Annotated in this window: 22 protein-coding genes; 19 read left to right on the top strand and 3 right to left on the bottom strand. The window is 65.2% G+C overall.

Features of this window, described 5'->3' with window-relative positions; genetic code table 11:
• Nucleotides 1–80: 80 nt before the first annotated feature.
• Entirely contained in the window at nt 81–1,952 is a 1,872-nt protein-coding gene (locus B597_RS45630) for a methyl-accepting chemotaxis protein (protein ID WP_226925020.1), read from the top strand.
• 49 nt (nt 1,953–2,001) lie between these two features.
• On the opposite strand, the gene B597_RS47470 is transcribed toward B597_RS45630, so the two are convergent.
• A complete protein-coding gene (locus B597_RS47470) occupies nt 2,002–2,163 on the bottom strand; it encodes a hypothetical protein (RefSeq protein WP_024162576.1) in 162 nt (53 codons plus the stop codon).
• Between the two features lie 433 nt (nt 2,164–2,596).
• Here B597_RS47470 and B597_RS45625 point away from each other — a divergent pair, with 433 nt between their 5' ends.
• From B597_RS45625 to B597_RS45575, 12 genes are all read left to right on the top strand, one after another.
• Nucleotides 2,597–3,349 (top strand): 5-oxoprolinase subunit PxpA, encoded by a 753-nt coding sequence (locus B597_RS45625; RefSeq protein WP_024162575.1) that lies wholly within the window; start codon nt 2,597–2,599, stop codon nt 3,347–3,349.
• Nucleotides 3,346–4,059, top strand: coding sequence for a 5-oxoprolinase subunit B family protein (locus B597_RS45620; RefSeq protein WP_003295230.1), 714 nt, complete (start codon nt 3,346–3,348; stop codon nt 4,057–4,059). The genes B597_RS45625 and B597_RS45620 overlap by 4 nt, the downstream gene beginning before the upstream one ends.
• A complete protein-coding gene (locus B597_RS45615; protein ID WP_031323854.1) occupies nt 4,056–4,985 on the top strand; it encodes a 5-oxoprolinase subunit C family protein in 930 nt (309 codons plus the stop codon). The genes B597_RS45620 and B597_RS45615 overlap by 4 nt, the downstream gene beginning before the upstream one ends.
• A 190-nt stretch (nt 4,986–5,175) precedes the next feature.
• Nucleotides 5,176–6,135: an AAA family ATPase gene (locus B597_RS45610; protein ID WP_003295233.1), complete on the top strand. Its 960-nt coding sequence runs from the start codon at nt 5,176–5,178 to the stop codon at nt 6,133–6,135.
• Complete coding sequence (locus B597_RS45605; protein WP_003295234.1) at nt 6,135–7,097, top strand: DUF58 domain-containing protein; 963 nt, start codon at nt 6,135–6,137, stop codon at nt 7,095–7,097. Before B597_RS45610 ends, B597_RS45605 begins: the two co-directional genes overlap by 1 nt.
• On the top strand, nt 7,094–7,588 hold the full coding sequence (locus B597_RS45600) for a DUF4381 domain-containing protein (protein WP_003295235.1): 495 nt from the start codon (nt 7,094–7,096) through the stop codon (nt 7,586–7,588). Before B597_RS45605 ends, B597_RS45600 begins: the two co-directional genes overlap by 4 nt.
• A complete protein-coding gene (locus B597_RS45595; protein ID WP_024162573.1) occupies nt 7,581–8,600 on the top strand; it encodes a vWA domain-containing protein in 1,020 nt (339 codons plus the stop codon). Before B597_RS45600 ends, B597_RS45595 begins: the two co-directional genes overlap by 8 nt.
• Nucleotides 8,597–10,297: a VWA domain-containing protein gene (locus B597_RS0223925; RefSeq protein WP_003295237.1), complete on the top strand. Its 1,701-nt coding sequence runs from the start codon at nt 8,597–8,599 to the stop codon at nt 10,295–10,297. Before B597_RS45595 ends, B597_RS0223925 begins: the two co-directional genes overlap by 4 nt.
• A gap of 4 nt (nt 10,298–10,301) precedes the next feature.
• The gene (locus tag B597_RS45590; protein ID WP_024162572.1) at nt 10,302–11,927 is read left to right on the top strand and encodes a BatD family protein; all 1,626 of its coding nucleotides are present in this window, start codon (nt 10,302–10,304) and stop codon (nt 11,925–11,927) included.
• A gap of 181 nt (nt 11,928–12,108) precedes the next feature.
• Nucleotides 12,109–13,326: a CmpA/NrtA family ABC transporter substrate-binding protein gene (locus B597_RS45585; RefSeq protein WP_003295238.1), complete on the top strand. Its 1,218-nt coding sequence runs from the start codon at nt 12,109–12,111 to the stop codon at nt 13,324–13,326.
• Nucleotides 13,327–13,340: 14 nt separating this feature from the next.
• A complete protein-coding gene (locus tag B597_RS45580; RefSeq protein WP_003295240.1) occupies nt 13,341–13,919 on the top strand; it encodes an ANTAR domain-containing response regulator in 579 nt (192 codons plus the stop codon).
• Nucleotides 13,920–14,219: 300 nt separating this feature from the next.
• The gene (locus B597_RS45575; protein WP_003295241.1) at nt 14,220–14,663 is read left to right on the top strand and encodes a thioesterase family protein; all 444 of its coding nucleotides are present in this window, start codon (nt 14,220–14,222) and stop codon (nt 14,661–14,663) included.
• Here B597_RS45575 and B597_RS45570 read toward each other — a convergent pair.
• On the bottom strand, nt 14,660–15,598 hold the full coding sequence (locus B597_RS45570; RefSeq protein WP_024162571.1) for a 1-phosphofructokinase family hexose kinase: 939 nt from the start codon (nt 15,596–15,598) through the stop codon (nt 14,660–14,662). The two genes, B597_RS45575 and B597_RS45570, sit on opposite strands and share 4 nt — an antisense overlap.
• A gap of 369 nt (nt 15,599–15,967) precedes the next feature.
• On the opposite strand from B597_RS45570, the gene B597_RS45565 reads away from it, so the two are divergent.
• Nucleotides 15,968–17,179, top strand: coding sequence for an MFS transporter (locus B597_RS45565; RefSeq protein ID WP_024162570.1), 1,212 nt, complete (start codon nt 15,968–15,970; stop codon nt 17,177–17,179).
• 26 nt (nt 17,180–17,205) lie between these two features.
• Nucleotides 17,206–18,879 carry a bifunctional protein-serine/threonine kinase/phosphatase gene (locus tag B597_RS45560; protein ID WP_024162569.1) on the top strand — a complete coding sequence of 558 codons (1,674 nt, stop codon included), beginning with the start codon at nt 17,206–17,208 and terminating at the stop codon, nt 18,877–18,879.
• 3 nt (nt 18,880–18,882) lie between these two features.
• Here the strand turns inward: B597_RS45560 and B597_RS45555 are convergent, their stop codons facing one another.
• Nucleotides 18,883–19,191, bottom strand: a complete 309-nt coding sequence (locus B597_RS45555) for a hypothetical protein (protein ID WP_003295243.1) — start codon at nt 19,189–19,191, stop codon at nt 18,883–18,885.
• Nucleotides 19,192–19,662: 471 nt separating this feature from the next.
• On the opposite strand from B597_RS45555, the gene nirB reads away from it, so the two are divergent.
• The 4 genes from nirB to cobA all read left to right on the top strand — a co-directional run bounded on the left by nirB (nt 19,663) and on the right by cobA (nt 26,197).
• Nucleotides 19,663–22,113, top strand: coding sequence for a nitrite reductase large subunit NirB (nirB, locus tag B597_RS45550; RefSeq protein ID WP_024162568.1), 2,451 nt, complete (start codon nt 19,663–19,665; stop codon nt 22,111–22,113).
• A gap of 24 nt (nt 22,114–22,137) precedes the next feature.
• Nucleotides 22,138–22,467: a nitrite reductase small subunit NirD gene (gene nirD, locus B597_RS45545; protein WP_003295245.1), complete on the top strand. Its 330-nt coding sequence runs from the start codon at nt 22,138–22,140 to the stop codon at nt 22,465–22,467.
• 117 nt (nt 22,468–22,584) lie between these two features.
• On the top strand, nt 22,585–25,434 hold the full coding sequence (locus tag B597_RS45540; protein ID WP_024162567.1) for a nitrate reductase: 2,850 nt from the start codon (nt 22,585–22,587) through the stop codon (nt 25,432–25,434).
• 25 nt (nt 25,435–25,459) lie between these two features.
• Nucleotides 25,460–26,197, top strand: a complete 738-nt coding sequence (cobA, locus tag B597_RS45535) for a uroporphyrinogen-III C-methyltransferase (protein ID WP_024162566.1) — start codon at nt 25,460–25,462, stop codon at nt 26,195–26,197.
• Nucleotides 26,198–26,221: the final 24 nt, after the last annotated feature.

The following is a 26,221-nucleotide window of genomic DNA, read 5'->3' as shown; positions in this document are numbered from 1 at the left end:
TCAACTAATGACGGGGTCCCCGCGGCCCCGCTCGCGTTTCTCGGAAAGCAAGATGGCGAGGCGTTACCGTGAGCTTTTTATTGTCCTGGCAACAAAAATTCCGAGCCCTTATCGCGCTCACCCTGACCAGCCTGATACTCATGGCAGCCGCCTCGTTGTGGGCCAGTCATAGCGTCAGCAGTGCATTGCAGGCAAGGGAACAAGCGGCTGCCTATGCCAGCGCCAGTACCCAGCTGATGAACCGCTGGTGGCAACAGAACGCACTGCGCCAGCGGATCACCCCCGATTTGCAAGAGGACTTCAATAGCGGTCTCGTTGAGCTGCAAGAACTCATCGGACAACTGTTGGCGCAAGCTCAAGCGCTGGAAGATGACGCCACCTTGCAACACGCCCAGCAGATCCAGACCGTGCTGCTGGAAGAACTGGCCCAACAGCGCCACTGGCTGAGCCTAAATCAGACCCTGGGCCTGACACCCTTCGAAGGCCAGCGCAAAACGTTGAAGGAGAAAGGCAAGGCGCTGGAAGCGATCAGCTTCGACCTGATCAAACCCTTCATTATCAGTGCCCTGAGTAGCCAGCGTGACTATCTGTCGACCTTCGATCCGGCTTTCGCCCAGATTGCCCTGACGGCCATCGGCAAATTGCAGGAACAGATCGCAGACCTTGAATGGCAGGACACGCCGATTGGCAAAAACGTGCAGGGCTATGCCCAGGCGTTCACTGATATCCATGGCAATATCGAGCGAATCAACGCGACCAATCAGCACCTGCGCCAACTCGGCGAGCAACTGCAGGCACGCATCGAAGAACAGGCACAAGCACTGCAAAGCGGCCTGTTGCTGCGCCGTACACAGGAGGCTGCACAGGCTCGACTTTCCGCACTGTGGATCATGGGGCTGAGTTTCCTCGCTGTCGCCGCCCTACTCTGTTTCACCTTGCTGCAGGCTTCACGCACCCTGGTTACGCGCCTGCGCAACGCCATCCTGTTGCTGAGCCAGGTCGCTTCCGGCGATCTCACCGGCAAGCTGCCTGTGGGGAGCAACCCGCGCGACGAGTTTAACCAATTGGCCGATGCAGCCAACCGCATGATCCAGGGCATTGGCGGCATCGTTACCGAAGTGGTGCGCGCCAACGGCGAGCTGCGCCGCCTGTACCATCACCTGGGCGATGCCATGCGCCAGTTGGGAGATAACAGTACCCAGGTGGAAATCCAGACCGAGCAGGCCGCGTCGGCCTCGCACCAGATCAGCACCACCCTAAACGACATGGCGCAGCGCACGGCGCAAGTCGGAACCGCCACGACCAGTGCCTACGATGCCGCGCGCAACGGCGGCGAGGTGATCGCAGCCAGCGTCGACAGCATGAGTCGCTTGGCTCAACTGATCCAGGACACCCACAGCCAGGTCGATACCCTCAGCCAGAGCAGTGCCCGGGTCAACGGCATCGTCGATGTAATCAACAGCCTGGCCGATCAGACCAACCTGCTCGCCCTCAACGCGGCAATCGAGGCTGCACGGGCGGGTGACGCCGGGCGTGGCTTCTCGGTGGTGGCCGATGAGGTGCGTTCGCTTGCACAGAAGACAGTCTCGGCCACTACCGATATCAGCGCCATCGTCGGTGAGTTCCAGCAACAGACCCGCCACATGCACCAGTTGATGAGTAACGGCCTGGACTTGGCTGCCGACAGCGAGCGGCATGCCGCTCAGGTGGCCAACGCCATCTCCTCCATTACCTCGGCAATGGAGCGGCTCACCAGTGAGATGAACCAGGTGGTGGTCGCCATTGAGGAGGTTTCCACCACAACCGAGGACATTGCCGGCAAGATGGAAACCATCAATGTTCATACTGGGCAGAGCAAGGAACTGCGTCATACCTTGGGTGGCCACACTGAGGGGCTGTCTTCCCAGGTCGATGCGCTGGGACGCAGCGCCAGCCAGTTCCGACTGGCCTGAGTGAGGTGATAGCAGCTCGGCGTGTCCTCGACCCGGACTTGCGTATCGGCTAACGTGGCTGCCCGTCGAAATAAGCCTCGATGATCTGCGCGTGGTCCCCGCCAGCTCGCGTCAGCCATTCCTCGGTGAGCTGCTGGCCCGCTTCGTTCGAGCCACGCCGCAGTTGCGGCTCGCTGTCCTGCATCACGGTCATGCCATGTCTGGCGAGCATCCGCGTCCGATCACCGGTCAAAGCTCAGGACAACGCCCACCCTGCCCACCCGGCTCACTCGCCCGTCTGCAGCAGCGCCCGGCGCGGAGCCTTGGGCAAGTCGTTGCCTTGGCATCCCAATTGACTGGTAGCGAGGGGCCGAGTCGACTCGAAAGGAACGAAAAAACCCCGACTACGGAACATCGGGGCGCGCCAGAACGGCGCCAAGGAGCGTTCACCCAATTCACTGTCGAGCCCGGCGACACTCACTGTCCAACGGGAAAAACCCGCGTCTGGAGATCAGAAAAATCGATGTCCGGTACCATCAGCTTTTTCTATCTCAGGCGGATGTTTTTATTAGTTGGACTCCCTTGGACGGCGTCGGAAAAATGAAGCCAGCTCCCAGAACAGCTCAGAGCTGCTGGAACCGACAAGCCACGACTAGGATGCTCACGTGAACAGCTTGCTTCTGAATTGCGACATCGGCGAAAGCTTCGGCGCCTGGACCATGGGCCTGGACACCGAGGTCATGCCTTACATCGACTGCGCCAACATCGCCTGCGGTTTCCACGCCTCGGATCCCAGCGTGATGCGCAAGACCGTGGCCCTGGCCGTGGCCCACGACGTACGCATCGGCGCGCACACCGCCTATCAGGACCTGGTCGGCTTCGGCCGCCGTTCGATGGACTGCACGCCACAGGAAGTCGAAGACCTGATGCTCTACCAGATCGGTGCGCTGGAAGGCATCTGCCGCAGCCAGGGCACGCGCGTCAGCTATATCAAACCGCACGGCGCGCTGTATCAGGACATGATGCGCAAACCCGCCACCCTGCGCGCGGTGATGAGCGCCGTGGCCAAGTACGACCGCCAGCTGCCGCTGATGCTGATGTGCACCCGCGACAACAGTGCCGCCCAGGCGCTGGGCGACGAATTCGGCCTGACCCTGTGGTTCGAGGCTTTCGCCGACCGCGCCTACGACGCCGCCGGCTTTCTGGTCAGCCGCAGCCTGCCGGGTGCCGTGCATCACGACAGCGAGGTGATCGTCAGGCAGGCGCTCACCCTGGCACGTGGCGAGGCCCTGCAGGCCAGCGACGGCAGCGCACTGCACCTGAGCGCGCAGACGCTGTGCGTGCATGGCGACAACGCCAGTTCGGTCGCCGCCGTCAGGCGCATCCGCCAGGCCTTCGACAGCCTGGTTCAGGCATGAAGGTGCCCAACGCCCGGCTGGAAGTCGCCGGCATCGACAGCCTGATTCTGCGCCTGTTCGACTTTATCGATGAAGCCAACATGCCGTGGATGCTGGCCGCACGCACGCGCCTGCAGGAAGCGTTCGGCGGCGCGCTGATCGACCTGGTGCCCTCCTATACCACGCTGCTGCTGCACTACGACCTGTGCCAGCTCGACAGCGAGCAGGCGCGAGCGAAGGTCGCCGAAGCACTCGATGGCTTGCAGCCTGCCGATCTGCAAGGCGGCCGCGAACATCAGTTGCCCACCTGGTACGACCGCAGCGTCGGCCCGGAGCTGCAACTGCTGGCCCGGCGCAGCGGGCTCAGTGAGGCCGACGTGATCGCCCGGCACAGCGGCCATGCCTATCAGGTATTCGCCCTGGGTTTCGCGCCCGGCTTCGCCTTCATGGGACTGGTCGAGGAAATCCTCGCCGCGCCGCGCCTGAGCACGCCGCGCAAGCGCATCGCCGCCGGCAGCGTCGGCATCGCCGAACGGCAGACGGCCGCCTACCCGGTGGTGTCGCCCGGTGGCTGGAACCTGATCGGCCGCACGCCGAGCCGCCTGTTCGGCAGCGACATCGAAGGCTACAGCCTGCTGCAACCTGGTGATCGTGTGCGTTTCGTGCCCATCGAGCGCGCCGAATTCATTCGTCTGGGCGGCGACGACAGCCCGCTGGAGGCCAACCAATGAGCGCTATCGACGCTGGCTTGCGTGTGTTGCGCAGCAGTCCCTTCGTTCAGTTGCAGGACGGTGGTCGCTTCGGTGTGCGTCACCTTGGCGTGACCCAATGCGGTGCCCTGGACTGGATCGCCCATCGCTGGGCCAACTGGCTGCTGGGCAACCCGCTGACTGCCGCTGTGGTGGAGATCACCCTGGGCAATGCCGAGTTCGAATGCAGCCGCGACGCCACCCTGGCGCTGGCCGGTGCCAACCTCGGCGCGCGGCTGGACGACCAACCGCTGGCGCCCTGGCGCAGCTTCGAGGTACGCCAGGGCCAGCGCCTGAGTTTCGCCCAGCCGCGCCAGGGCGCCCGCGCCTATCTGGCAGCGCCAGGTGGATTCCAGGCGCCGCTGGTGCTCGGCAGCTGCGCCAGCATGCTGCGCGAAGGTCTTGGCGGCCTGCAGGGTGATGGCCGCGCCATCGCTGTCAGCGACTCGCTGGGCTGGAACGGTAGCGCCAGCGCAACGCGGCAGATGCCTACTGAGTTCATTCCCGAGTACCAGTCTGCGCCCCGACTGCAACTGGTACTGGGAGCGCAGATTGGCGATTTTCGCGGCCAGAGTCTGTTCGATGTCTTCAACAGCGAATGGCTGATCGACCAGCGTGCCGACCGTATGGGCATTCGCCTCAATGGTCCACAGCTGCAATGCCAGCGTGGCTCGATGATCTCCGAAGGCATTCCTCTGGGCGCCGTACAGGTGCCGCCGGATGGCCAGCCGATCATCCTGCTCAACGACCGGCAGACCATCGGTGGCTACCCACGCCTGGGTGCGCTGACACCGCAAGCAGTGGCTCGGTTGGCGCAATGCCTGCCGGGGCAGACGGTGCATCTTGCGCCCACCACCCAGGCCAGCGCCCTACTCGCCCAGCGCCGACTCCAGGCGCAATGGCAGTAACGCCAGTGAATGACCCGCCATCGCCCATGGCGGGTCATTTCAGCGCTGGCTATGTCTCGCTCTCATTTCTGTTGCCAGACAGCTCATGACAAGCGCCGCACATGGCGGCTGAAGCCGCAAATGCATTAAAGTCGGCGGTCTGCACGCGCGGCAGTGAAAAGCCCCGCCCATCCGCCAGAAGAGCCCGACGATGGATCACCGAGAATCGATTACTGCGCTGCGACAGTTCCTTTCCAGCCAGATCCTGGGCCAGGAGCGGCTCATCGAGCGTCTGCTGGTCGCCCTGCTCGCCGACGGACACATGCTCGTCGAAGGGGCACCGGGCCTGGCCAAGACCCGCGCGATCAAGGAGCTCGCCGAAGGCCTGGAAGCCGAATTCCATCGCATCCAGTTCACCCCCGACCTGTTGCCTGCCGACATCACCGGCACCGAGATCTACCGACCGGAAACCGGCAGCTTCGTCTTTCAGCAGGGGCCGATCTTCCACAATCTGGTGCTGGCCGACGAAATCAACCGCGCCCCGGCCAAGGTGCAGTCGGCCCTGCTCGAGGCCATGGCCGAGCGCCAGGTCAGCGTAGGCCGTAGCACTTACGACCTGCCACCGCTGTTTCTGGTCATGGCCACGCAGAACCCGATCGAACAGGAAGGCACCTATCCATTGCCCGAAGCGCAGCTCGATCGCTTCCTGCTGCATGTGAAAATCGGCTTTCCCGACGCCTCGGTGGAACGGCGCATTCTGCAGCAGGCGCGTGGCGAAGCGATCAATGGCGAGGCGGTGCCTGAGCACCGGGTCAGCCAGCAGGCGATCTTCGCCGCACGCAAGGAAATTCTCGGCCTGTACATGGCCGATGCGGTGGAGGAATACCTGGTGCAGCTGGTCATGGCCACCCGCACGCCCGGCAAGTTCGATACCGAGCTGGCGGAATGGATCGCCTATGGTTCCAGTCCTCGCGGCTCCATCGCGCTGGACCGCTGCGCACGCGCCCACGCCTGGCTGGCCGGGCGCGACTTCGTCAGCCCCGAGGATATCCAGGCGATGCTCTTCGACGTACTGCGCCATCGGATCATTCTGTCCTTCGAAGCAGAAGCAGCCGGCATCGACCAGGACCGCGTGATCCAGCGCATTCTCGACGTGGTCGCGGTGGCCTGATGCAACCGCAGGCTTGCGACAGCGGGCAGCCGAGCCAGCCGGACGGCGGCATACGCGTGACCCTGGCCGAGCTCATCGACATCCGCCATCGGGTCCGTGAAGTCCCGCTGTTCTCGACGCCGAACCGACGCAGTCCGCTGGTCGGCCTGCATCACTCCAGACTGCGTGGCCGAGGCGTGGACTTCGATCAGGTCCGCATCTACCAGGCGGGCGACGACGTGCGCACCATCGACTGGCGAGTCACTGCGCGCACCCAGGAGCCGCACACCAAACTCTTTCACGAGGAACGTGAGCGCCCGATCTACATCGTCGTCGAGCAGAGCCCGCGCCTGTTCTTCGGCAGTGGTCGAACGTTCAAGTCGGTGCTGGCCGCCCAGGCAGCGAGCCTGATCGGCTGGGCGGCGCTGAGCCACAACGATCGCGTCGGCGGGTTGGTGTTCGGTGCCGAGCAGCAGGAGATCAAGCCACGCCGCAGCAAACAGAGCCTGCTGCAACTGCTTGACCGCGTGACCCGAGCCAACCGCCAGTTGCAGCCAGACGGCTCGCTCGATCCCGAAGCCTTCAGCCTGGCGCTGCGGCGCGTGCGGGAAGTGCTGCGGCCCGGCAGCCTGTCGGTGATTCTCTGCGACGAACGGACCCTGACCGACGCCGCCGAACAGCAGCTCAGCCTGCTTGCTCGGCATGTCGACCTGTTGCTCCTGCCGCTGTTCGATCCGCTCGATCACGCCTTGCCGGCCGCCGGTCTGCTGCGCTTCAGCGAACACGACAAGCACCTGGAACTGGATACTCACGATGCCGGCCTGCGTCAGCGCTATCGTGAACTCGGCGAAGCCCGCAGCGCACGCTGGCAACGACTGGCCGATCGCCTGCGCGTACCCTTGATGCCGCTCGATACGCAGCGTGATCTGGTCGAGCAACTGCGCGAACACCTGAGTGTCCGGCATCCGAGCATCCGCTTATGAATCCGCTCGATCAACTGGCGCCGCTGATCCAACCCGAGCCGATCGCCTGGTGGCCTCCGGCGCCTGGTTGGTGGTTGCTTGGCCTGCTGTCGATGCTCTGCCTGGCAGCGCTTTGGCGGACTCGGCATCGGTTACACAAACCCAGGCTTCGAACCTCACCCGAACCTGAGCTGGAACCGCAGCGGCGCGAAGCACTGATCGAGCTGTCACGCCTGAGCAAGCCCTATGGCGGCCAGCCGGCCAGCCAATGGCTGCAGCAGCTCAATGCCTTGCTCAAGCGGCTCTGCCGCATTCGCTACCCCGACGACCATCCGCACACCCTCAGCGGACGCGCCTGGCTGGCCTTCCTCGACAACCGCTGCCCGGCCGCCGGCCTGACACGCTGGATGGTGCTCGTCGAAGGCACCTATCGCGCCGAATGTCGCCTCGATGACAAGGCCATCGATGGCCTTGAGCAGGCTGTCGACATCTGGATTCGCAAACATGTTTGAGCTGGCCTGGCCGTGGATTTTCCTGCTGGCGCCGCTGCCCTGGCTGCTGCGCGCGCTGCTGCCACCGGCGGACAACGGCGAGGCAGCCTTGAAGATCAGTTTTCTCGACGAACTGCAGCAGCTCGCCGGACGGCGTGCCCGCGTCGCCCTGCCTGCCTGGCGCCAGCAACTGCCCTACCTGAGCGTATGGCTGTTGCTGCTGTTCGCCGCGGCTCGCCCGCAGTGGCTCGGTGATCCCCTGCCTCTGCCCACCAGCGGTCGTGATCTGCTGTTGGCCGTCGATGTCTCCGGATCGATGGATTACCCGGACATGCAATGGCAGGACGAAGAGCTCACGCGGCTCGAGCTGGTCAAGGTGTTGCTGGGTGATTTCGTCGAGCAGCGCCGTGGTGACCGTGTCGGACTGATCCTGTTCGGCAGCAAGGCCTATCTGCAGTCCCCGCTGACCTTCGACCGCCACACCGTTCGCGTCTGGCTGGACGAAGCCAGGGTCGGTATCGCCGGCAGCAACACCGCCATCGGCGACGCCATTGGCCTCGCAGTGAAACGTCTGAGAGAACGTCCGGCAAGCAGCCGGGTGCTGGTGCTGATCACTGATGGCGCCAATAACGGCGGCGAGATCGAGCCCCTCCTGGCAGCAACGCTGGCGTCGGAGGAAAACGTGCGAATCCATACCATCGGCATCGGTGCAGTGCCGGAGGAAGGCGGCGTACTCAGCCGCTTCGGCTTCAATCCCGGCCTCGATCTGGACGAGCCCACCCTGCGCGCCATTGCCGAGCAGACCGGGGGCCAGTATTTCCGCGCGACCTCGAGTGCCGAGCTGAAGGCCATCGGCGACACGCTGGATCGCCTCGAGCCCGCTGCCCAACAGCCGACCCAGGCGCGCGTGGCCGAACCGCTCTACGTCTGGCCGCTGTTCGCGGCGCTGTCGATCAGCCTGCTGATTGTTGCCAGCAGCCTGTGGCACCCGCAGCTGCAACGCCTGACGCGGCGCCGGGAGCCACGTCGATGAGCGCTCTGCTGCCCCACCTGCTGCGGCCATACTGGCTGCTCATCCTGCCGCTGCTGGCCTGGCTACTCTGGCGGCTATGGCATCGACAGCTGCAGGCCGGGCACTGGCAACGCCTGCTGCCAGAAGCCTTTCATGCGGCCCTGCTGACTCGCGGTCGGCTGCGCCACAGTCGTCTGCCCTGGATCACGCTCGGCCTGGCCTGGCTACTGGCGGTAGCCGCGCTGCTCGGTCCCAGCTGGCAGCGGTACGAGCAGCCCAGCAGCAAACGCAGCGATCCACTGGTGGTGTTGCTGGAACTGACACCGTCGATGCTCGCCAGCGACGCGGCGCCGACACGCCTCGAGCAGGCCAAGCGCGAACTGCTCGACCTGCTCGAGCGTCGCCAGGACGTCCAGACCGCCGTCGTGGTCTTCGCCGGCAGTGCCCACACCCTGGTCCCGCTATCGGACGACCTGGCCACCACGCGCAACCTGCTCGATGCCTTGCACCCCGCGCTGATGCCGGAGCCGGGCCAGCGCGCCGACTTGGCCGTCGAAACGGGACTCGCCCTGCTCGAGCAGGCCGGCCTGGGCCGTGGCCGTCTCCTGCTGATTGGCAGTAGCCTGGACGAGCAGGAGCGCAGCGCCATCAACAAGCTGCTGGGCGACCAGGGCGACCGCCTGCTGATCCTCGGAGTCGGCACCGAGCAGGGTGCGCCAATCGCCGGCGACAACGGCAGCTTCCTCAAGGACGCGCAAGGCGCGATCCTGATTCCGCGTCTGGACAGCGCCGGTCTGCAGCGTTTCGCCAGTTCGCTGGGCGGTCGCTACCAGCAGGCGCGGATCGGCGACAGTGACCTCAGCACACTCGGCCTGCTCGACGCCAGCGGCTCGCTGCAGCAAGACGACGATGTCACCCGCCTCGAGGCCTGGCTGGACCAGGGGTATTGGTTACTGCTGCCACTGCTCCTGCTAGCCGCTCTCGCCGGTCGGCGCGGCTGGTTGTTCTGCCTGCCACTGCTACTGCTGCAGCCGCAACCGGCCAGCGCCTTCGAGCTCGAGGACCTGTGGTTGCGCCGCGACCAGCAGGGTCAGCGCCTGCTCGAAGCGGAACAGCCGGCACAGGCCGCCGAGCGCTTTGTCGATCGCCGCTGGCAGGCCGTGGCCCGCTATCGGGCCGGCGACTACACCGGCGCCGCCGAATTGTTCGGCCAGGGCACAACTGCCGCCGACCATTACAACCGCGGCAATGCGCTGGCCCGCACTGAAGCCTTCGAAGCAGCCATCGAAGCCTACGATCAAGCGCTGGAACTGCAACCCGACCTGCAGCAAGCACTGCACAACCGGACGCTGATCGAAACGTTGCTGCGTCAGCGCGAAAAACAACCCGAGCCAGCGCAGGAGCAGCAGGACGCGCAAACCGCCGAGCCCGAACCGCAGCCAGCGCAATCGCAGCAGCCGGGCTCGCCCCCTTCGCCAGCGGCTGAAGCGGCCCAGAGCGATGCGGCCAGCGAGTCCGGCGGCGCCTTGCAGCCCGCTGCAAGCGAAGCACGGGAAGCTGCGGAAACCGAAGCCAGCTCGTCCCAAGCGGAGCATGATGCCCTTCCCGAACAGGAACGACAGCAGGCGATGGACCAGTGGCTACGGCAGGTTCCCGACGATCCCGGCGAGTTGCTGCGACGCAAATTTCTCTATGAACAACGCAAGCGCCAGGAATGAAGCAATGATGCGCCTGATGGCTTTTCTCTTACTTGCCGTGCTGGCCACTCAGGCCAGCGCCGCGGGTCTGTTCGCTCGCGTCGATCGTACCCAACTGAGCATCGACGAAACCCTCGAGCTGAGTCTGGAGACCCAGGGCGATGCGGCATTCGGCAAGCCCGATCTGCAGCCGCTGGACCAGTTGTTCGAAGTGTTCGACACCCGCCAGGTCAACCGGCTTTCCAACAGCAACGGCGAAGCGCGGGCGACCACTCGCTGGTTGATCACCCTGCGTCCGCGGCAAACCGGCTACGTGATCATTCCGCCACTGCAGTTGGGTGAGTGGAGCAGCGAGCCGATCACCCTGCTGGTTCAGGAGTCGCTGAAAGATACCGAAAGCGATCAGTTGGCTCCGATCTTCATCGACGCCAGTGTCGATCAGGAAAGCGTCTACGTGCAGGCCCAGGTGATCCTCACCCTGCGCATTTATCACTCGGTCTCGCTGTATGACGACAGCACGCTGTCGCCATTGCAGATGCCCGATGCATTGGTAGAGCGGCTCGGTGAGCCGCGCACCTACGAAAAGACCATCAACGGCATCCGCCACGGCGTCATCGAGGTGCGCTACGCGCTGTTTCCGCAGAAATCCGGTGAACTGACCATTCCGGCCCAGCTCTTCAGTGCCACCACCGTAGCCAGCGATAGCAATTCGCTGTTCGGCTCGCGCTCGGGCCGTTCTACTCAGGTCCGCTCGCCGAGCATCCCGTTGACGGTCAAGAGCAAACCGGCCGACTACCCGGCCGACGCGCCCTGGCTGCCGGCACGCAGCCTGACGCTGATCGAAGCCTGGAGTCCGGAGCCGGAGAAGGCGCAAGTCGGCGAATCGCTGACCCGCAGCCTGCTGCTCAAGGCCGAGGGACTGACCAGCACTCAACTGCCGGCGATCGGTATGCCCCAAGGAACGGATCTGCGGCGCTACCCCGATCAGCCCAGCCTGGCCGACGAGGTGAACGCGTCCGGCCTGGTGGGCAGCCGAGAGCAACGCGAAGCGCTGATCCCGACACGCAGTGGAGCGCTGCAGGTGGAGCCGCTGGAAGTGATCTGGTGGAACACCGTCGAGGATCGGCTCGAGCGCACCACGCTGGCTGCGCGCACCCTCGAGGTTGCCGACAATCCCAACCTCCTGCCGCCCGCCGTCGAGCAGGCTTCAGCCGCGCCGATGGCTCCGCCGGTACTGCTGTGGCCGTGGCAGCTGAGCACGGCATTGCTGGCACTGAGTACCCTGGCCGGCTTCGGGCTCTGGTGGCATGCGCGGCGCCAGCCGGCGATACAGCGCACCCTGCAGCCCGGGCCTACCCCGCGCAGCCTGCTCGACGATCTGCGCCGCGCCTGCCAGGCCAACGACTCCCAGGCCACCCGCCAGGCGCTGGATGCCTGGGCCAGGCAGCAGCCGGAAACACTGGCCGACATGGCCGCCCGCTTCGTGCCGCTGTCCGATGCCCTGGATGGCCTGAATGGTGCGCTGTACAGCGAGGCCGGCCAGCACTGGCAAGGCGACGCCTTGTGGCAAGCGATCCAGACACTGCCGGCGGTGGCCAGGCCGGACGTGGAACAGGACCAGAGCGCCCTGCCACCGCTCTATCCACGCTGAGCCACGATCATCGGCCGCTCGCGGCATCCGCTGCGCCGCCATTGGCCGTTTTTTCAGCGTGCAGCAACGTGCACCAATTTCAGGCTGGCATATCGCTTGCTTCAGGCTTGTCACAGACCCTTCCAGAGCCGTGCGGCACTCGTTCTGCCCCGCGTGCTTCGTAATCGAAAAGGCCCACAGCATGACGGAACCCTTCGCGCCGCACCGCCACGATGCACTAGCCTGGGTCGCCGGTAGCGATGCACCAGAAAAGAGCTCGGTCAATCTCGGTTTTTTGCCGCTCACCGATGCCGCGTCGCTGATCGTCGCCGCGACCCAGGGCTTCGCACAGCCATTCGGCCTCACCCTCAATCTGCACCGCCAGAATTCCTGGTCCGGCCTGCGCGACAAGCTGACCGGCGGCGAGCTCGACGCAGCCCACGGGCTGTACGGCCTGATCTATGCCATGCACCTGGGCATCGGCGGCAGCCCGGCGGTGGACATGGCGGTGCTCATGGGGCTTGCGCAGAACGGCCAGAGCATCAGCCTGTCCGCCCCCCTCAAGGCTGCGGGCGTGACCGATCCGGAGACATTGCGCAATAGCGTGCGCCATAGTGGTGCACGACTCACACTAGCCCACACCTTTCCAACGGGGACGCACGCGCTCTGGCTCTACTACTGGCTGGCCGCCCACGGCATCCATCCGCTGAACGACGTGCGGACACTGGTGCTTCCGCCGTCGCAGATGGTGGCGCACCTGCGTGCCGGTCGTATCGATGGTTTTTGTGCGGGCGAACCCTGGGGCGCCCAGGCTATCGCCGAAGGCGTCGGCTTTACCCTGGCGACCAGCCAGTCGATCTGGCCCGACCACCCGGAAAAGGTGCTCGGCTGCACGCGGGCGTTCGTCGAGCAATACCCCAATACCGCACGGGCACTGGTAATGGCGGTGCTCGAGGCGAGCCGCTTCATCGACCAGAGCCAGGAAAACCGCCGCGGCACGGCCCAACTGATCGCCGGACGTGACTATGTCGACGCGCCACTGGCCGCCATCGAGGAGCGCTTTCTCGGTCGTTATCACGACGGCCTCGGCCAGACCTGGGACGACACCCATCCGTTGCGCTTTTTCGGCGAGGGCGCGGCGAACATGCCCTACCTCTCCGATGGTCTCTGGTTCATGACCCAGCTGCGGCGCTGGGGCCTGCTGCGCGAGGATCCCGATTATCAGAAAGTTGCCGGTCAGGTGCAGCAGACCGACCTCTACCGGCAGGCTGCAGACGCACTGGGCATTGCCGTGCCCGTTTCCCCCATGCGCAGCGCCACGTTCATGGATGGCAGGGTCTGGGACGGCAGCGACCCGGCCGCCTATGCCCGCAGTTTCACGCTGAACGCCATGGCTGGCGCGGCCGTGGTCGCGCTTTGAAGAGGGAGCCCGGCATGTTGCGTATCCTGCTGATCGATGACACTCCGCGAAAGATCGGGCGGCTGCGAAGCGCGCTGATCGAGGCCGGCTTCGAGGTCATTGACGAGTCCGGCCTGTCCATCGACCTGCCCGAGCGGGTCGAGGCGATTCGACCGGACGTGGTACTGATCGACACCGACTCGCCCGGGCGTGACGTGCTCGAGCAGGTGGTGCTGGTCAGCCGCGACCAGCCAAGGCCCATCGTCATGTTCACCGACGACAGCGACCCGGACGCCATGCGCCAGGCGATCCGCGCCGGTGTCAGCGCCTACATCGTCGAAGGCATCCAGGCCCAGCGGCTCAAGCCCATCCTCGATGTGGCGATGGCCCGCTTCGAGACCGACCAGGCGATGCGTGCGCAACTGCAGGCGCGCGAACAACAACTGGCCGAGCGCAAGCGCATCGAACTGGCCAAGGGCATGCTGATGAAGATGCGCGACTGCAACGAGGAAGAGGCCTATACGCTGATGCGGCGCCAGGCGATGAGCCGCCAGCAGAAGCTGATTCAGGTTGCCGAGCAGATCATTGCCATGAACGAGCTGTTAGGGCAGTGATCCGCCCGACTCGCAGAGCGAGTGCTCGGCAAGCGCACCACTGACGTCTGCGCTCGCCGTGCACAAATTGCCCAACGGCTGCATTGCTGACTGCCGTAACGATGCACTGGAACAGCCAGCGCTGATCCCATCGCCGAGCGGTCAGCGAACCTGGCAATTTCCGCGGGAGCGGCAATGGTCGGGAGGAGTCCACTCGGTGGCAATTCATTCGCGGTCAAGACCGCTGCCACCAGTGCTCGACTAACCTCTGCCAATGGCACAACGCTAGAATGCGCGCCTCAGTCCGACAGCGAGCGATCCATGGCGCGCCTCACTCTCCAGTTTCCAGAAGACCAGTACTGCTTCTCCACCCAGCTCACCGTGCGGATCACCGACATCAACGCGGGCAATCACCTGGCCAACGACTCGATGATTTCGATGATCTCCGAGGCACGGGCACGTTTCCTGTTCGCCTATGGCGTGGCCGAGACCCGTCAGGACGGCAGCGGCATCATCGTCACCGATCTGGCGACGACCTACAAGGCCGAGGCTCATGCCCGTGACGCCCTGCTGTTCGAAGTCGGCGTGATGGATTTCAACAAGTACGGCGGCGACATCATTTTCCGCATCACCCGCCCTGCCGATGGCCGGCTGATCGCCATGGCCAAGTCCGGCTTCGTGTTCTACGACTACGCGCAAAGCCGCGTCGTCGCCATGCCCGAGGCTTTCGCGACGAAGTTCCCGCGGGTCAACCGGATCGACTAATGCACGTCTTGCGCCATCCGTAGCAAGCGCTGCACGTCCTCTCGATGGCACAGCTCGGTGCCCGGACGCATCACGGTCGCGGCTCCGGCGGCGATGCCGTGGCGCACGGCCTCGTGCACGTCCTGCCCTTCAGCCAGGGCCAGCACCACGGCAGCGAGCATGCTGTCGCCCGCTCCCACCGCGCTGACCACCGGCACGTCCGGCGCGGGCAGGCGCTGCAACCGGTCGCCACAGGCGTACAGGGCACCCTGGGCGCCCAGGGACAGCACGATGATCTCCGCGCAGCCCTGGGCGATCAGGCCGCGCAATGCCTGCTCCTGCCCCGCCTCGCTCGGCAGCGGCTGGCCCATGATCGTGGCCAGCTCGTTGAGGCTCGGCTTCATCAGGTACGCCCCGCCCTGGCGAACCGCATAGCGCAAGGGCTCGCCGGACAGGTCGACGACCAGCCGCGCACCGATACGCCGCACGAGGGCCAACAGCTCGTCGTAGAAGCCGAGGCCCACGCCGGGCGGAAAACTGCCACTCAGAACCACGTAAGCCGGTGTCGGCCGGAGCGCAGCCAGTGCATCCAGGCAGCGCTGCAGTTCCTGATGCGCCAGTGAGGGACCAGGCAGCACGAAGCGGTACTGCAGCCCCGTTTCCAGTTCGTCGACGGTAAAGCTCTCCCGCGTATCGCCTGCGATGGCTACCGGGCGATGCACCAGGCCGATTTCGTCCAGCGAGCGCCGCAGCAGATCCCCGAACGGCCCGCCGGCGGGATAGACGGCCAGCGACTTGCCGCCGAGTGTCTTGACCACCCGCGCCACGTTGATGCCGCCGCCACCGGGATCGTGACGCGGGGGCGAACAACGCAGCTTTTCGGTGCTGGCGACGCGCGCGGTGCTGACCGAGAGGTCCATCGCCGGGTTCAGGGTCAGGGTTGCAATAAAGGCCATCGCTCGTTCCTCGGATATGCCAGGGCAAGCCTATCAGTCATGCAAGCGGCCGCAGTTGACCAACCGCATTGCAATTGGCTGCCCCGGTTTGGCCCATCGCTGCGCATTGTTTGTGCGTCACCCGGCGAGCGAACAGGCGTCAGCGATCACGCGCCCCGCATAGCGCGGCATTTCCGCGTACTGGCACGCTAGCTGCTAGGAGCAGGTCGAGGCAGGCCAACGGCGGTCTGCAAATCACGACAAAGGCGTCGCAACATTCCTGCTCCGGCAGGCGTGCTGCGGCGCTTTTTTGTTTTCCGCCCGATGACGAGGCGGTCCGAGCAGTCTCAGCGGCCCTCGCCGCGCCACGAACGCCCTGGAGCCTATCCCATGAGCACGAGTTTCTGGAAAGCCGGCCACACGCCGACCCTGTTTGCCTCTTTTCTCTACTTCGACCTGAGTTTCATGGTGTGGTACGTGCTCGGCCCGCTGGGCGTGCAGATTGCCGCTGACCTCGGCCTGACCACCCAGCAGCGCGCCTTCATGGTGGCGACGCCGATTCTCGCCGGCGCGGTATTGCGCCTGGTGCTCGGCATCCTCGCCGATCGCAGCTCCCCGAAAGCCGCCGGACTGTTCGGCCAGGCCGTGGTGATCGCGGCGCTCTTCGTGGCCTGGCTGCACGGTGTCCACAGCTTCGAGCAGGCATTACTGCTGGGACTGTTCCTCGGCATGGCCGGCGCGTCCTTCGCCGTCGCGCTGCCGCTGGCCTCGCAGTGGTATCCGCCGGAGCACCAGGGCAAGGCGATGGGCATCGCCGGGGCCGGTAACTCCGGCACCGTGCTGGCAGCCTTGTTCGCGCCGGTCCTGGCGGCGAGCTTCGGTTGGAACAACGTGTTCGGCCTGGCGCTGATCCCGCTGGTGCTCACTTTCGCCATTTTCGCCAGCGTGGCGAAGAATGCGCCCAACCGCCCGGCACCGAAGTCGCTGGCCGATTACATGAAGGCGCTGGGCGACCGCGACAGCTGGTGGTTCATGTTTTTCTACAGCGTGACCTTCGGTGGCTTCCTCGGCCTGGCCAGCACCCTGCCCGGCTACTTCCATGACCAGTACGCCTTCGACCCGGTCAAGGCCGGCTACTACACCGCCGCCTGCGTCTTCGCCGGCAGCCTGCTGCGCCCGCTCGGCGGTGCGCTGGCCGACCGCATTGGCGGCATCCGCGCGCTGCTGGTGATGTACACGGTCGCAGCCATCTGCATCGCCGCGGTGGGCTTCAACCTGCCGAGCGCCACGGCTGCCCTGGCGCTGTTCGTGGTCGCCATGCTCAGCCTGGGGGCCGGCAACGGTGCGGTATTCCAACTGGTACCGCAGCGTTTCAACAAGGAAATCGGCGTCATGACCGGACTGGTCGGCATGGCCGGTGGCATCGGTGGCTTCCTGCTCACCGCCGGGCTCGGCGCGGTCAAGCAGTCAACCGGTGATTACCAGCTCGGCCTATGGCTGTTCGCCAGCCTCGGCGTGCTGGCCTGGTTCGGACTGCACGGCGTCAAGCGGCGCTGGCGCACGACCTGGGGCTCGGCTGCAGTGACTGCGGCACGGGTTTGAGTCCAGCAACGCACCGGATGCCCTGCATGCCCCTGCAATTGAGTTATGGCGAAGCCAGCGCCGCCGGCCCGCGCCCGGAAAACCAGGATGCGATACGCATCGTCACCCCGGCCCCGGCGCTGGCCACCGGCAAGGGCTACCTGTTCGCCCTGGCCGATGGCGTCAGCCAGTGCGCCGATGGCGGGCTTGCGGCCCGCGCGACGCTACAGGCGCTGGCCTTCGACTACTACGCGACACCGGAAACCTGGGCCGTTGCGCAATCGCTGGATCGCGTGCTGGTCGCGCATAACCGCTGGCTGCAGGCCAACGGCGGCAGCCAGCCACTGCTGACCACCCTCACAGCGCTGGTATTGCGCGGCCGCCGTTTCACCCTGGCCCACGTCGGCGACTGTCGCGCGTATCGCTGGAACGGCACGCAGCTCGAGCGGCTCAGCGAAGACCACGTCTGGGAACAAACGGGCATGCAGCATGTGCTCAAGCGCGCAATGGGACTGGACCAGCACCTGGTGGTGGACTACCTCGACGGCGAGCTGCAGGAAGGCGAAAGCTACCTTCTGCTAAGCGACGGCGTTTGGTCCTGCGTTCCCGAGCGTGATATCGCGCATATCCTCCGCGATCAGCCCGACCTAGGCGCCGCGGCATGGGCGCTGGTCAATCTGGCGCACCAGAGCGGCAGCCAGGACAACGCCAGTGCCTTGCTGCTGCGCGTCGAAGCCCTGCCCGAAGCGGTGCTGGCCGACGCCCTGGCCCAGCTCGACCACTGGCCATTGCCGCCGAAGCTGCGCGCGGGCCAGGTGTTCGAGGGCTGGCAGGTCATGCAACTGGTCCATGAGTCGAGGCAATCACTGATCTACCGGGTGGCGGATGGACAGGGCCAGAGCTGGCTGCTGAAGACATTGCCAGCGAGCCGACAGGACGAGGCCGACGCCGGCCCCGCCCTGCTGCAGGAAGAATGGTTCATGCGGCGGGTCGCCGGGCGTCACTTCGCCGAGCTGCACCCGCTGCCACAGCGCCAGCATCTTTATTACGTCCAGCGCGAGTACGCCGGAACGACCCTGGCGCGACGCATCGAGCAGGATGGTCCATTTCCCCTGGCAGATGTGCTGCAGATCGCCACACGGCTGATCCGGGCGGTCGGCATGCTGCATCGGCGCAACATCCTGCACCGCGACATCAAGCCGGACAACCTGCTACTGGGCGAGGACGGCGAACTGCGTATCCTGGATTTCGGCCTGGCGTTCTGCCCCGGGCTGTCCCGCGACCTACCCAATCACCTGCCCGGAACCCCGAGCTTCATCGCGCCCGAGGCCTACTCGGGAGCTGCGCCCAGCGCAGCGCAGGATATCTATGCCACCGGCGTCACCCTCTACTACCTGCTGACCGGGCACTACCCCTACGGCGAGATCGAAGCCTTCCAGCATCCGCGCTTCGGCAGTCCCACGGCTGCCAGCCGCTATCGCCCGGACATACCGACCTGGCTGGAAGAAAGTCTCGGCCGTGCGCTAGCGGTGGATCCACGCCAGCGCTTCGAAACCGCCGAGCAATGGCTGCTGGAGCTGGAGCAGGGCGAACAGCGCAGCGTCAATGTCCGGCCACGCCCGCTGCTCGAACGCGAGCCGCTGAAGGTCTGGCGCAGCGTAGCGCTGACTTCGCTGCTGCTGAACCTGGCACTGGCGATGTTGCTGATTAAAGGCGCATGACGCTCAGCGACGGGTAATAAGCCCTTGGCGCGCCACCCGGGTCAGCTCGCGCACGCATTCTTCCAGGCGCTCGGCGGTCGGTGCCTGAATCACCGCCAGATCGAAGCTGTCGGTGGCGAAACGTGCCAGCGACTCGTCGGCCGTGGCGAACTGGATAAGCAAGGCGTGGGATTTGCGATGACGTCGCGGCCAACCTTCGAGGTAGCGCAACAGGGATGGTTGGTGAGTACCACCCAGCAGGATTTTCGGATTGCTGGGGTGCAGGCCGCTGGTGATCGGGGCCAGGCGCAACTGTGCGTGCTTTGCGTTCATTGATTCAACTTCCGCCTCGAGGATTCCGCTGGGCAGCGGTGAGAGGCGACACCGGAACCAGCGCTTTAGCGGTATTTCGAAGCCATCGGCTCCAGGCGCCCCGCAAGTAGCTGACTAAATCGGCGCATGGGCGAAACTTTAGGAAGCCGACCGCCAACTGTCAATCGACAATATTCGCCCCAGCTGCACCATGACAGCGCGCGCGGCCGCATAACGGTGCAACACAGCGGCCTATCTTGCGGAAGGACCGCGCACAAACCATGGGAAGCAGGCGTTTTGCCAAGTTGGCACAGCTTCTGCTAAGCAAAAGGCGACAGAACATACGACCTGACCCTCAACGTGGAGCGGCAGGTTTCCCGAGAGAGCGGGACACGGGACAAAGGCGTCCTCACTGGGTAACCAGTGGGACGCCTTTTTTGTTGTGAAAATTTTGCACTGGCCAGGCGGGACGTTTTGGCGCGGAGAACGGGCATGAAGAAACTCAAACTGGTGATGATCGGCAACGGCATGGCCGGCGTGCGTACGCTGGAAGAGCTGCTCAAGCTCACCAACGAGCTCTACGAAATCACGGTGTTCGGTGCCGAACCGCACCCGAACTACAACCGCATCCTGCTCTCCCCCGTGCTGGCCGGCGAACAGCAGTTCGAAGAGATCGTGCTCAACGACCTGAACTGGTATGCCGAGAATGACATCCGCCTGATGCTCAACCGCAAGGTGGTGAAGATCGACCGCGCCCGGCGCCGGGTCATTGCCGATGATGGCACCGAGGCGGAATATGACCGGCTGCTCATCGCCACCGGCTCCAACCCATTCATCCTGCCGATTCCCGGTAACGACCTGCAGGGCGTGATCGGCTACCGCGACATCGCCGACACCCAGGTGATGATGGAAACCGCCAAGACCCACAAGCATGCAGTGGTCATCGGCGGCGGCCTGCTCGGCCTGGAGGCGGCCAACGGCCTCAAGCTACGTGGCATGGACGTGACCGTGGTGCACATCGGTGACTGGCTGATGGAGCGCCAGCTGGACAAGACCGCTGGCACACTGCTGCAGAGCGCGCTGGAAAGCCGCGGCCTGAAGTTTCTCCTGCCCAAGCACACCGCCGAACTGCTCGACAACGGCGAAGGCCGTGTCTGCGCGGTCAAGTTCAAGGACGGTGAGGTGATCCCCGCAGACCTGGTGGTGATGGCCGCCGGCATCCGCCCCAACAGCAAACTGGCCGAGCAGGCCGGCATCCCCTGCAACCGCGGCATCCTGGTCAACGACACCCTGCAGACCTATGACCCGCGCATCTACGCCGTCGGCGAATGCGCCAACCACCGCGGCACCGCCTACGGCCTCGTCGCACCGCTGTTCGAACAGGCCAAGGTCTGCGCCAACCACCTGGCCATGCTCGGCTTCTCCCGCTATCTCGGCTCGGTGACCTCGACCAAGCTCAAGGTCACCGGCATCGACCTGTTCTCCGCTGGCGACTTCATCGGTGGCGAGGGAACCGAAACCATCACCCTTTCCGACCCCATCGGCGGCGTCTACAAGAAGCTGGTGATCAAGGACGACGTGCTGGTCGGCGCCTGTCTGTACGGCGACACCGCCGACGGCGGTTGGTACTTCCGCCAAGTCCGCGAGGGGCAGAACGTCGCGCAGATCCGCGACCATCTCATGTTCGGAGAAAACGCCATCGGCGACGCCGGCCATCAGGGCCAGAGCAAGGCCATGTCGATGCCCGACGACATGGAAGTCTGCGGCTGCAACGGCGTGTGCAAGGGCACCATCGTCAAGGCGATCCAGGAGCACGGGCTGTTCTCAGTGGACGAGGTGAAGAAGCACACCAAGGCCGCCAGTTCCTGCGGCTCCTGTACCGGACTGGTCGAACAAATCCTGATCAACACTGTGGGCGGCGCTGCCGACGTCAAACCGAAGAGCGAGAAGGCCATCTGCGGTTGCAGCGACCTCAACCACGGCCAGGTGCGCAAGGCCATTCGCGAGCACCACCTGACCAGCATTCCCGCGGCCATGGCCTTCATGGAATGGCGCACGCCGAACGGCTGCGCCACCTGCCGCCCGGCGCTGAACTACTACCTGATCTCCACCTGGCCGGGCGAGGCCAAGGACGATCCGCAGTCGCGCTTCATCAATGAACGCGCCCACGCCAACATCCAGAAGGATGGCACCTACTCCGTGGTGCCACGGATGTGGGGCGGCGTCACCAACGCCGCCGAATTGCGGCGCATCGCCGACGTGGCGGACAAGTACCAGGTGCCCATGGTCAAGGTCACCGGTGGCCAGCGCATCGACCTGCTGGGCATCCGCAAGGAAGACCTGCCCGGCGTCTGGAAAGACCTGGATATGCCCTCCGGCCACGCCTACGGCAAGTCCATCCGCACCGTGAAGACCTGCGTCGGCAGCGAGTTCTGCCGCTTCGGTACGCAGAACTCGACGCAGATGGGCATCGACCTGGAGCACGCCCTGTTCAACATGTGGTCGCCGCACAAGGTCAAGCTGGCCGTCTCCGGCTGCCCGCGCAATTGCGCCGAATCCGGCATCAAGGATGTCGGCATCATCGGCGTGGACTCCGGCTGGGAGCTGTACATCGGCGGCAACGGCGGCATCAAGACCGAGGCCGGCGAGTTCTTCGTCAAGGTGAAGAACGCCGAGGACGTCATGGAGTACAGCCTGGCGTTCCTCCAGCTCTACCGCGAGGAAGCCTTCTACCTCGAACGCACCGTGCACTACCTGCAGCGCGTCGGCATGGATCACATCAAACAGGCCGTGCTGAACGATGCCGAGCGGCGCAAGGCGCTGCACCAGCGGTTGCTGTTCTCGCTCTCCTTCGAGCAGGACCCGTGGCAGGAGCAGCTTTCCAAGCCGCAGCTAAAGAAGGAATTCGAGCGCATCGCCGTCAAGCAGCTGGAAAACGCCTGAGAATTTTATCTGGAGAGACACCGCATGAACTGGCTCGACATCTGCGCACTGGATGAAATCAACCCGCTCGGCTCGCGCATCGTTGCCGGCCCCAAGGGCGATATCGCGATCTTCCGCACCTCTGACGATCGGATCTTCGCTCTAGACGACCGCTGCCCACACAAGGGCGGCCCGCTCTCGCAGGGGATCGTCTACGGCAAGCAGGTCGCCTGCCCGCTGCACAACTGGCAGATCGATCTGGCCAGCGGCGAAGCCCTGGCCCCCGACGTCGGCTGCGCCCATCGCCACGAGGCGCGCATCGAGAACGGTCGCGTACTGCTGGCGCTGAATGCGCGCAAAGAATGTGCGGCGTAGGACTGCCCGCAGGGTGGGCTTCCGCCCACCGAGCCACTCGTGGCGAAAGCCTGTCGACCGGTGGGCTGAAGCCCACCCTACAGCCGAACCCGACGAAATTTTCCAGGAGACGACGCCATGCGTATGACAACCGCCTCGACCTGCTGCTATTGCGGTGTCGGCTGTGGCGTGCTGATCGAGCACGACGGCGAACGCATCCTCGACGTGGCCGGCGACCCAAGCCATCCGGCCAACCACGGCAAGCTCTGCAGCAAGGGCTCGACCCTGCACCTGACCGGCGACCTCGATGCCCGCGCGCTCTACCCCGAACTGCGCCTGGGCAAGGGCCTGGCCCGCACTCGCACCGACTGGGACAGCGCGCTGGAACATGCCGCCAACGTATTCGCCGAAACCATCCGCGAGCACGGCCCCGACAGCGTCGCCTTCTACGTCTCCGGCCAGTTGCTGACCGAGGACTACTACGCCTTCAACAAGCTGGCACGCGCCCTGGTCGGCACCAACAACCTGGACTCCAACTCGCGGCTGTGCATGTCCTCGGCGGTGGTCGGCTACAAGCGCAGTCTCGGAGCCGATGCCCCACCCTGCTCCTACGAAGACATCGAACAGGCCGACTGCCTGCTGATCGCCGGCAGCAACATGGCCTACGCGCATCCGGTGCTGTTCCGCCGCCTGGAGGAAGCCAAGGCGAAGCGGCCGGAGATGACCATCATCGTCGTCGACCCGCGACGCACCGACACCAGCGAGCTGGCCGATCTGCACCTGCCGATCCTGCCCGGCACCGATGTCGCGCTGTTCCACGGCCTGCTGCATATACTCATGTGGGAAGGCTGGATCGACCGCCGCTTCATCGAGGCCCACACCGAGGGTTTCGATGCGCTGAAAAGCCTGGTGCGCGACTACACCCCGGCCATGGTCGCCGACCTCTGCGGCATCTCTGTAGATGATCTGCAAACCTGCGCACGGCTGATTGGAAAACCCAGGGCGAGCAGGAGCGTCGCGAGCGAAGGTGCGGCACGGCGAAAAACGGTGAGGGAGCGGAGTTTACATGCAGTAAATGAGCATCCCGAGCCGGTTTTTAACGCGGCCGCACCGAGTGCAGCAGCTCCTGCGCATCCTGGGGCGCCAGCCTTCCTCTCCCTGTGGTGCATGGGGCTGAACCAGTCCACCGCCGGCAGCGCGAAGAACAGCGCGCTGATCAACCTGCACCTGGCCACCGGGCAGATTGGCAAGCCGGGTGCCGGCCCCTTCTCGCTCACCGGCCAGCCGAACGCCATGGGCGGTCGCGAAACCGGCAGCCTGTCCAACCTGCTGCCCGGCCACCGCGACGCGGCCGATGCCGAACACCGCGCCGAAGTGGCTGACTACTGGGGCGTCGGGCAGTTGCCCGAGCGGCCTGGACTATCTGCCATCGAGCTGTTCGAGGCCGTGCGCGCAGGCAAGATCAAGGCGCTGTGGATCGCCTGCACCAATCCGGCCCAGTCGCTGCCTGACCAGCAGAAGGTTCACCAGGCGCTGGCCGCCTGTCCCTTCGTGGTGGTGCAGGAAGCCTTCTTCACCACCGAAACCTGCCGCCACGCCGATCTCCTGCTGCCAGCCGCGAGCTGGGGCGAAAAGGAAGGCACGGTAACCAATTCCGAGCGCCGTATCAGCCACGTGCGCCGCGCCGTACCGGCCCCAGGCGAAGCCCGTGCGGACTGGGCGATCACCTGCGATTTCGCCCGGCGCCTGGAGCGCCGCCTGCGTCCCGACGAGCCGAGCCTGTTCGCCTTCGAGAATGCCGAAGCGCTGTTCGAGGAGTACAAACCGCTGACCAACGGCCGCGATCTGGACTACAGCGGCTTGAGCTATGCACTGATCGACACCCTCGGTCCGCAGCAATGGCCGTTCCCGTCGGGCAGCCAACAGGGCACCGCGCGGCTGTATGGCGACGGTGTGTTTCCCACTGCCAATGGTCGTGCGCGCTTTATCGCCGAGCACTACCAGGCACCGAAGGAAAAGCGCGAGGCGCGCTACCCGTTGACCCTCAACACCGGCCGCCTACGCGACCAGTGGCACGGCATGAGCCGCACTGGCACCGCGGCTAGGCTGTTCGGCCATGTCGAGGAAGCGCTGCTTTGCATGAACGCCGAGGACATGCGCAGCCGACGCCTGTTGGACGGCCAGTTGGTGAAAGTCACAAGCCGTCGCGGCAGCCTGATCCTCCCGGTGCAGAAGGATGACAGCCTGCGCACCGGACAAACCTTCCTGCCGATGCACTGGGGCGATCGCTTCCTCAAGGGGCTGGGCAGCAACGTACTGACCCTGGCCAGCGTCGATCCGCTATCGAAGCAACCGGAACTCAAGCACGCCGGCATCGAGGTGGAACAGGTGCAATTGCCCTGGCAGTTATTCGCGCTGGTGGAGGGCGATGTGCAGCGGCGTTTCGAGGTGCTGCGGCCATTGTTCGAAACCTTCGACTACGCGAGCTTCAGCCTCGGCGGTCGCGAGCGCTCGGCATTGCTGATCCGCGCCGCCCGGGAAGCGGCGCCAACAGCCGCCGAGCTGGACGCCATCGACCGCCTGCTCGGCCTCGACGACGGCCCGGTAATGGCCTATGACGACCCGCGTCGCGCCGTCGGCAAGCGCGTGCGTATCGAGGAAAGTCGCATCGTCGCGCTGCGCCTGGCCGGCGAAACCGCCGCCCGGCAGTGGCTGCGTGGACTCTGGGAAAGCGGCAGTGCCGACGCCGAACTGCGTCGCTGGCTGCTGGCACCGCTCAGCGCCCCGCCTGGCGGCGCGACAATCAGCACTGACCGCACCCTGTGCAATTGCATGAACGTCAGCCAGAGCAAGATCCGTGCAGGCATCGAGCGTGGCCTCGACCTCGCCGGACTCACGCAGGAACTCGGCTGCGGCACCAGTTGCGGCTCCTGCGTGCCCGAAATCAAGCGCCTGCTGGCCAGCCAGCCGGAACGCGTACATCCCTGATGCCAACCACGACGAGGATTACCCCATGAGCGCAAAAGTCTGGCTGGTAGGCGCCGGCCCCGGCGACCCGGAACTGCTGACCCTCAAGGCCGTGCGCGCGCTCGGCGAGGCGCAGGTGGTGATGATCGATGACCTGGTCAACCCCGCCGTGCTCGAACACTGCCCCAGCGCACGCATCATCCCGGTGGGCAAGCGCGGCGGCTGCCGCTCCACGCCACAGGCCTTCATCCACCGGCTGATGCTGCGTTACGCCCGCCAGGGCAAGTGCGTGGTCCGTCTCAAGGGGGGCGATCCGTGCATCTTCGGCCGCGGTGGCGAAGAAGCCGAATGGCTGTCGGCGCGCGGCGTCGAGGTCGAGCTGGTGAACGGCATCACCGCCGGCCTGGCCGGAGCCACGCAATGCGGCATCTCGCTGACCCAGCGCGGCGTCGCCCGCGGCGTCACCCTGGTCACCGCGCACACTCTGGACGACAGCAGCCCCGAATGGCATGCGCTGGCGAAAAGCGGCACCACGCTGGTGGTGTATATGGGCGTCAGCAAGCTGGAACAGGTGCAGGCCGGCCTGCTGGAAGGCGGCCTTGCCGCTTCGACGCCAGTGGCGATGATCGAGAACGCCTCGCTGCCACAACAGCGCGAATGCCGCTCCAGCCTCGCCGGCATGTGTCGCGATGCATTGACCTTCAAGCTCAAGAGTCCGGCGATTCTGGTGATCGGCGAAGTCGCCGCGCAGGCTGCGTTCCAGGCGATAAGCCAGAGCGCCTGAGCGTAGCTGACCGCCGAAAGAAAC

The organism is Stutzerimonas stutzeri KOS6, from assembly GCF_000307775.2.
Classification (GTDB): Bacteria; Pseudomonadota; Gammaproteobacteria; order Pseudomonadales; family Pseudomonadaceae; genus Stutzerimonas; species Stutzerimonas stutzeri_B.
The sequence above is the reverse complement of the archived record's forward strand: the minus strand, read 5'-3'. Positions and strand labels throughout refer to the sequence as shown.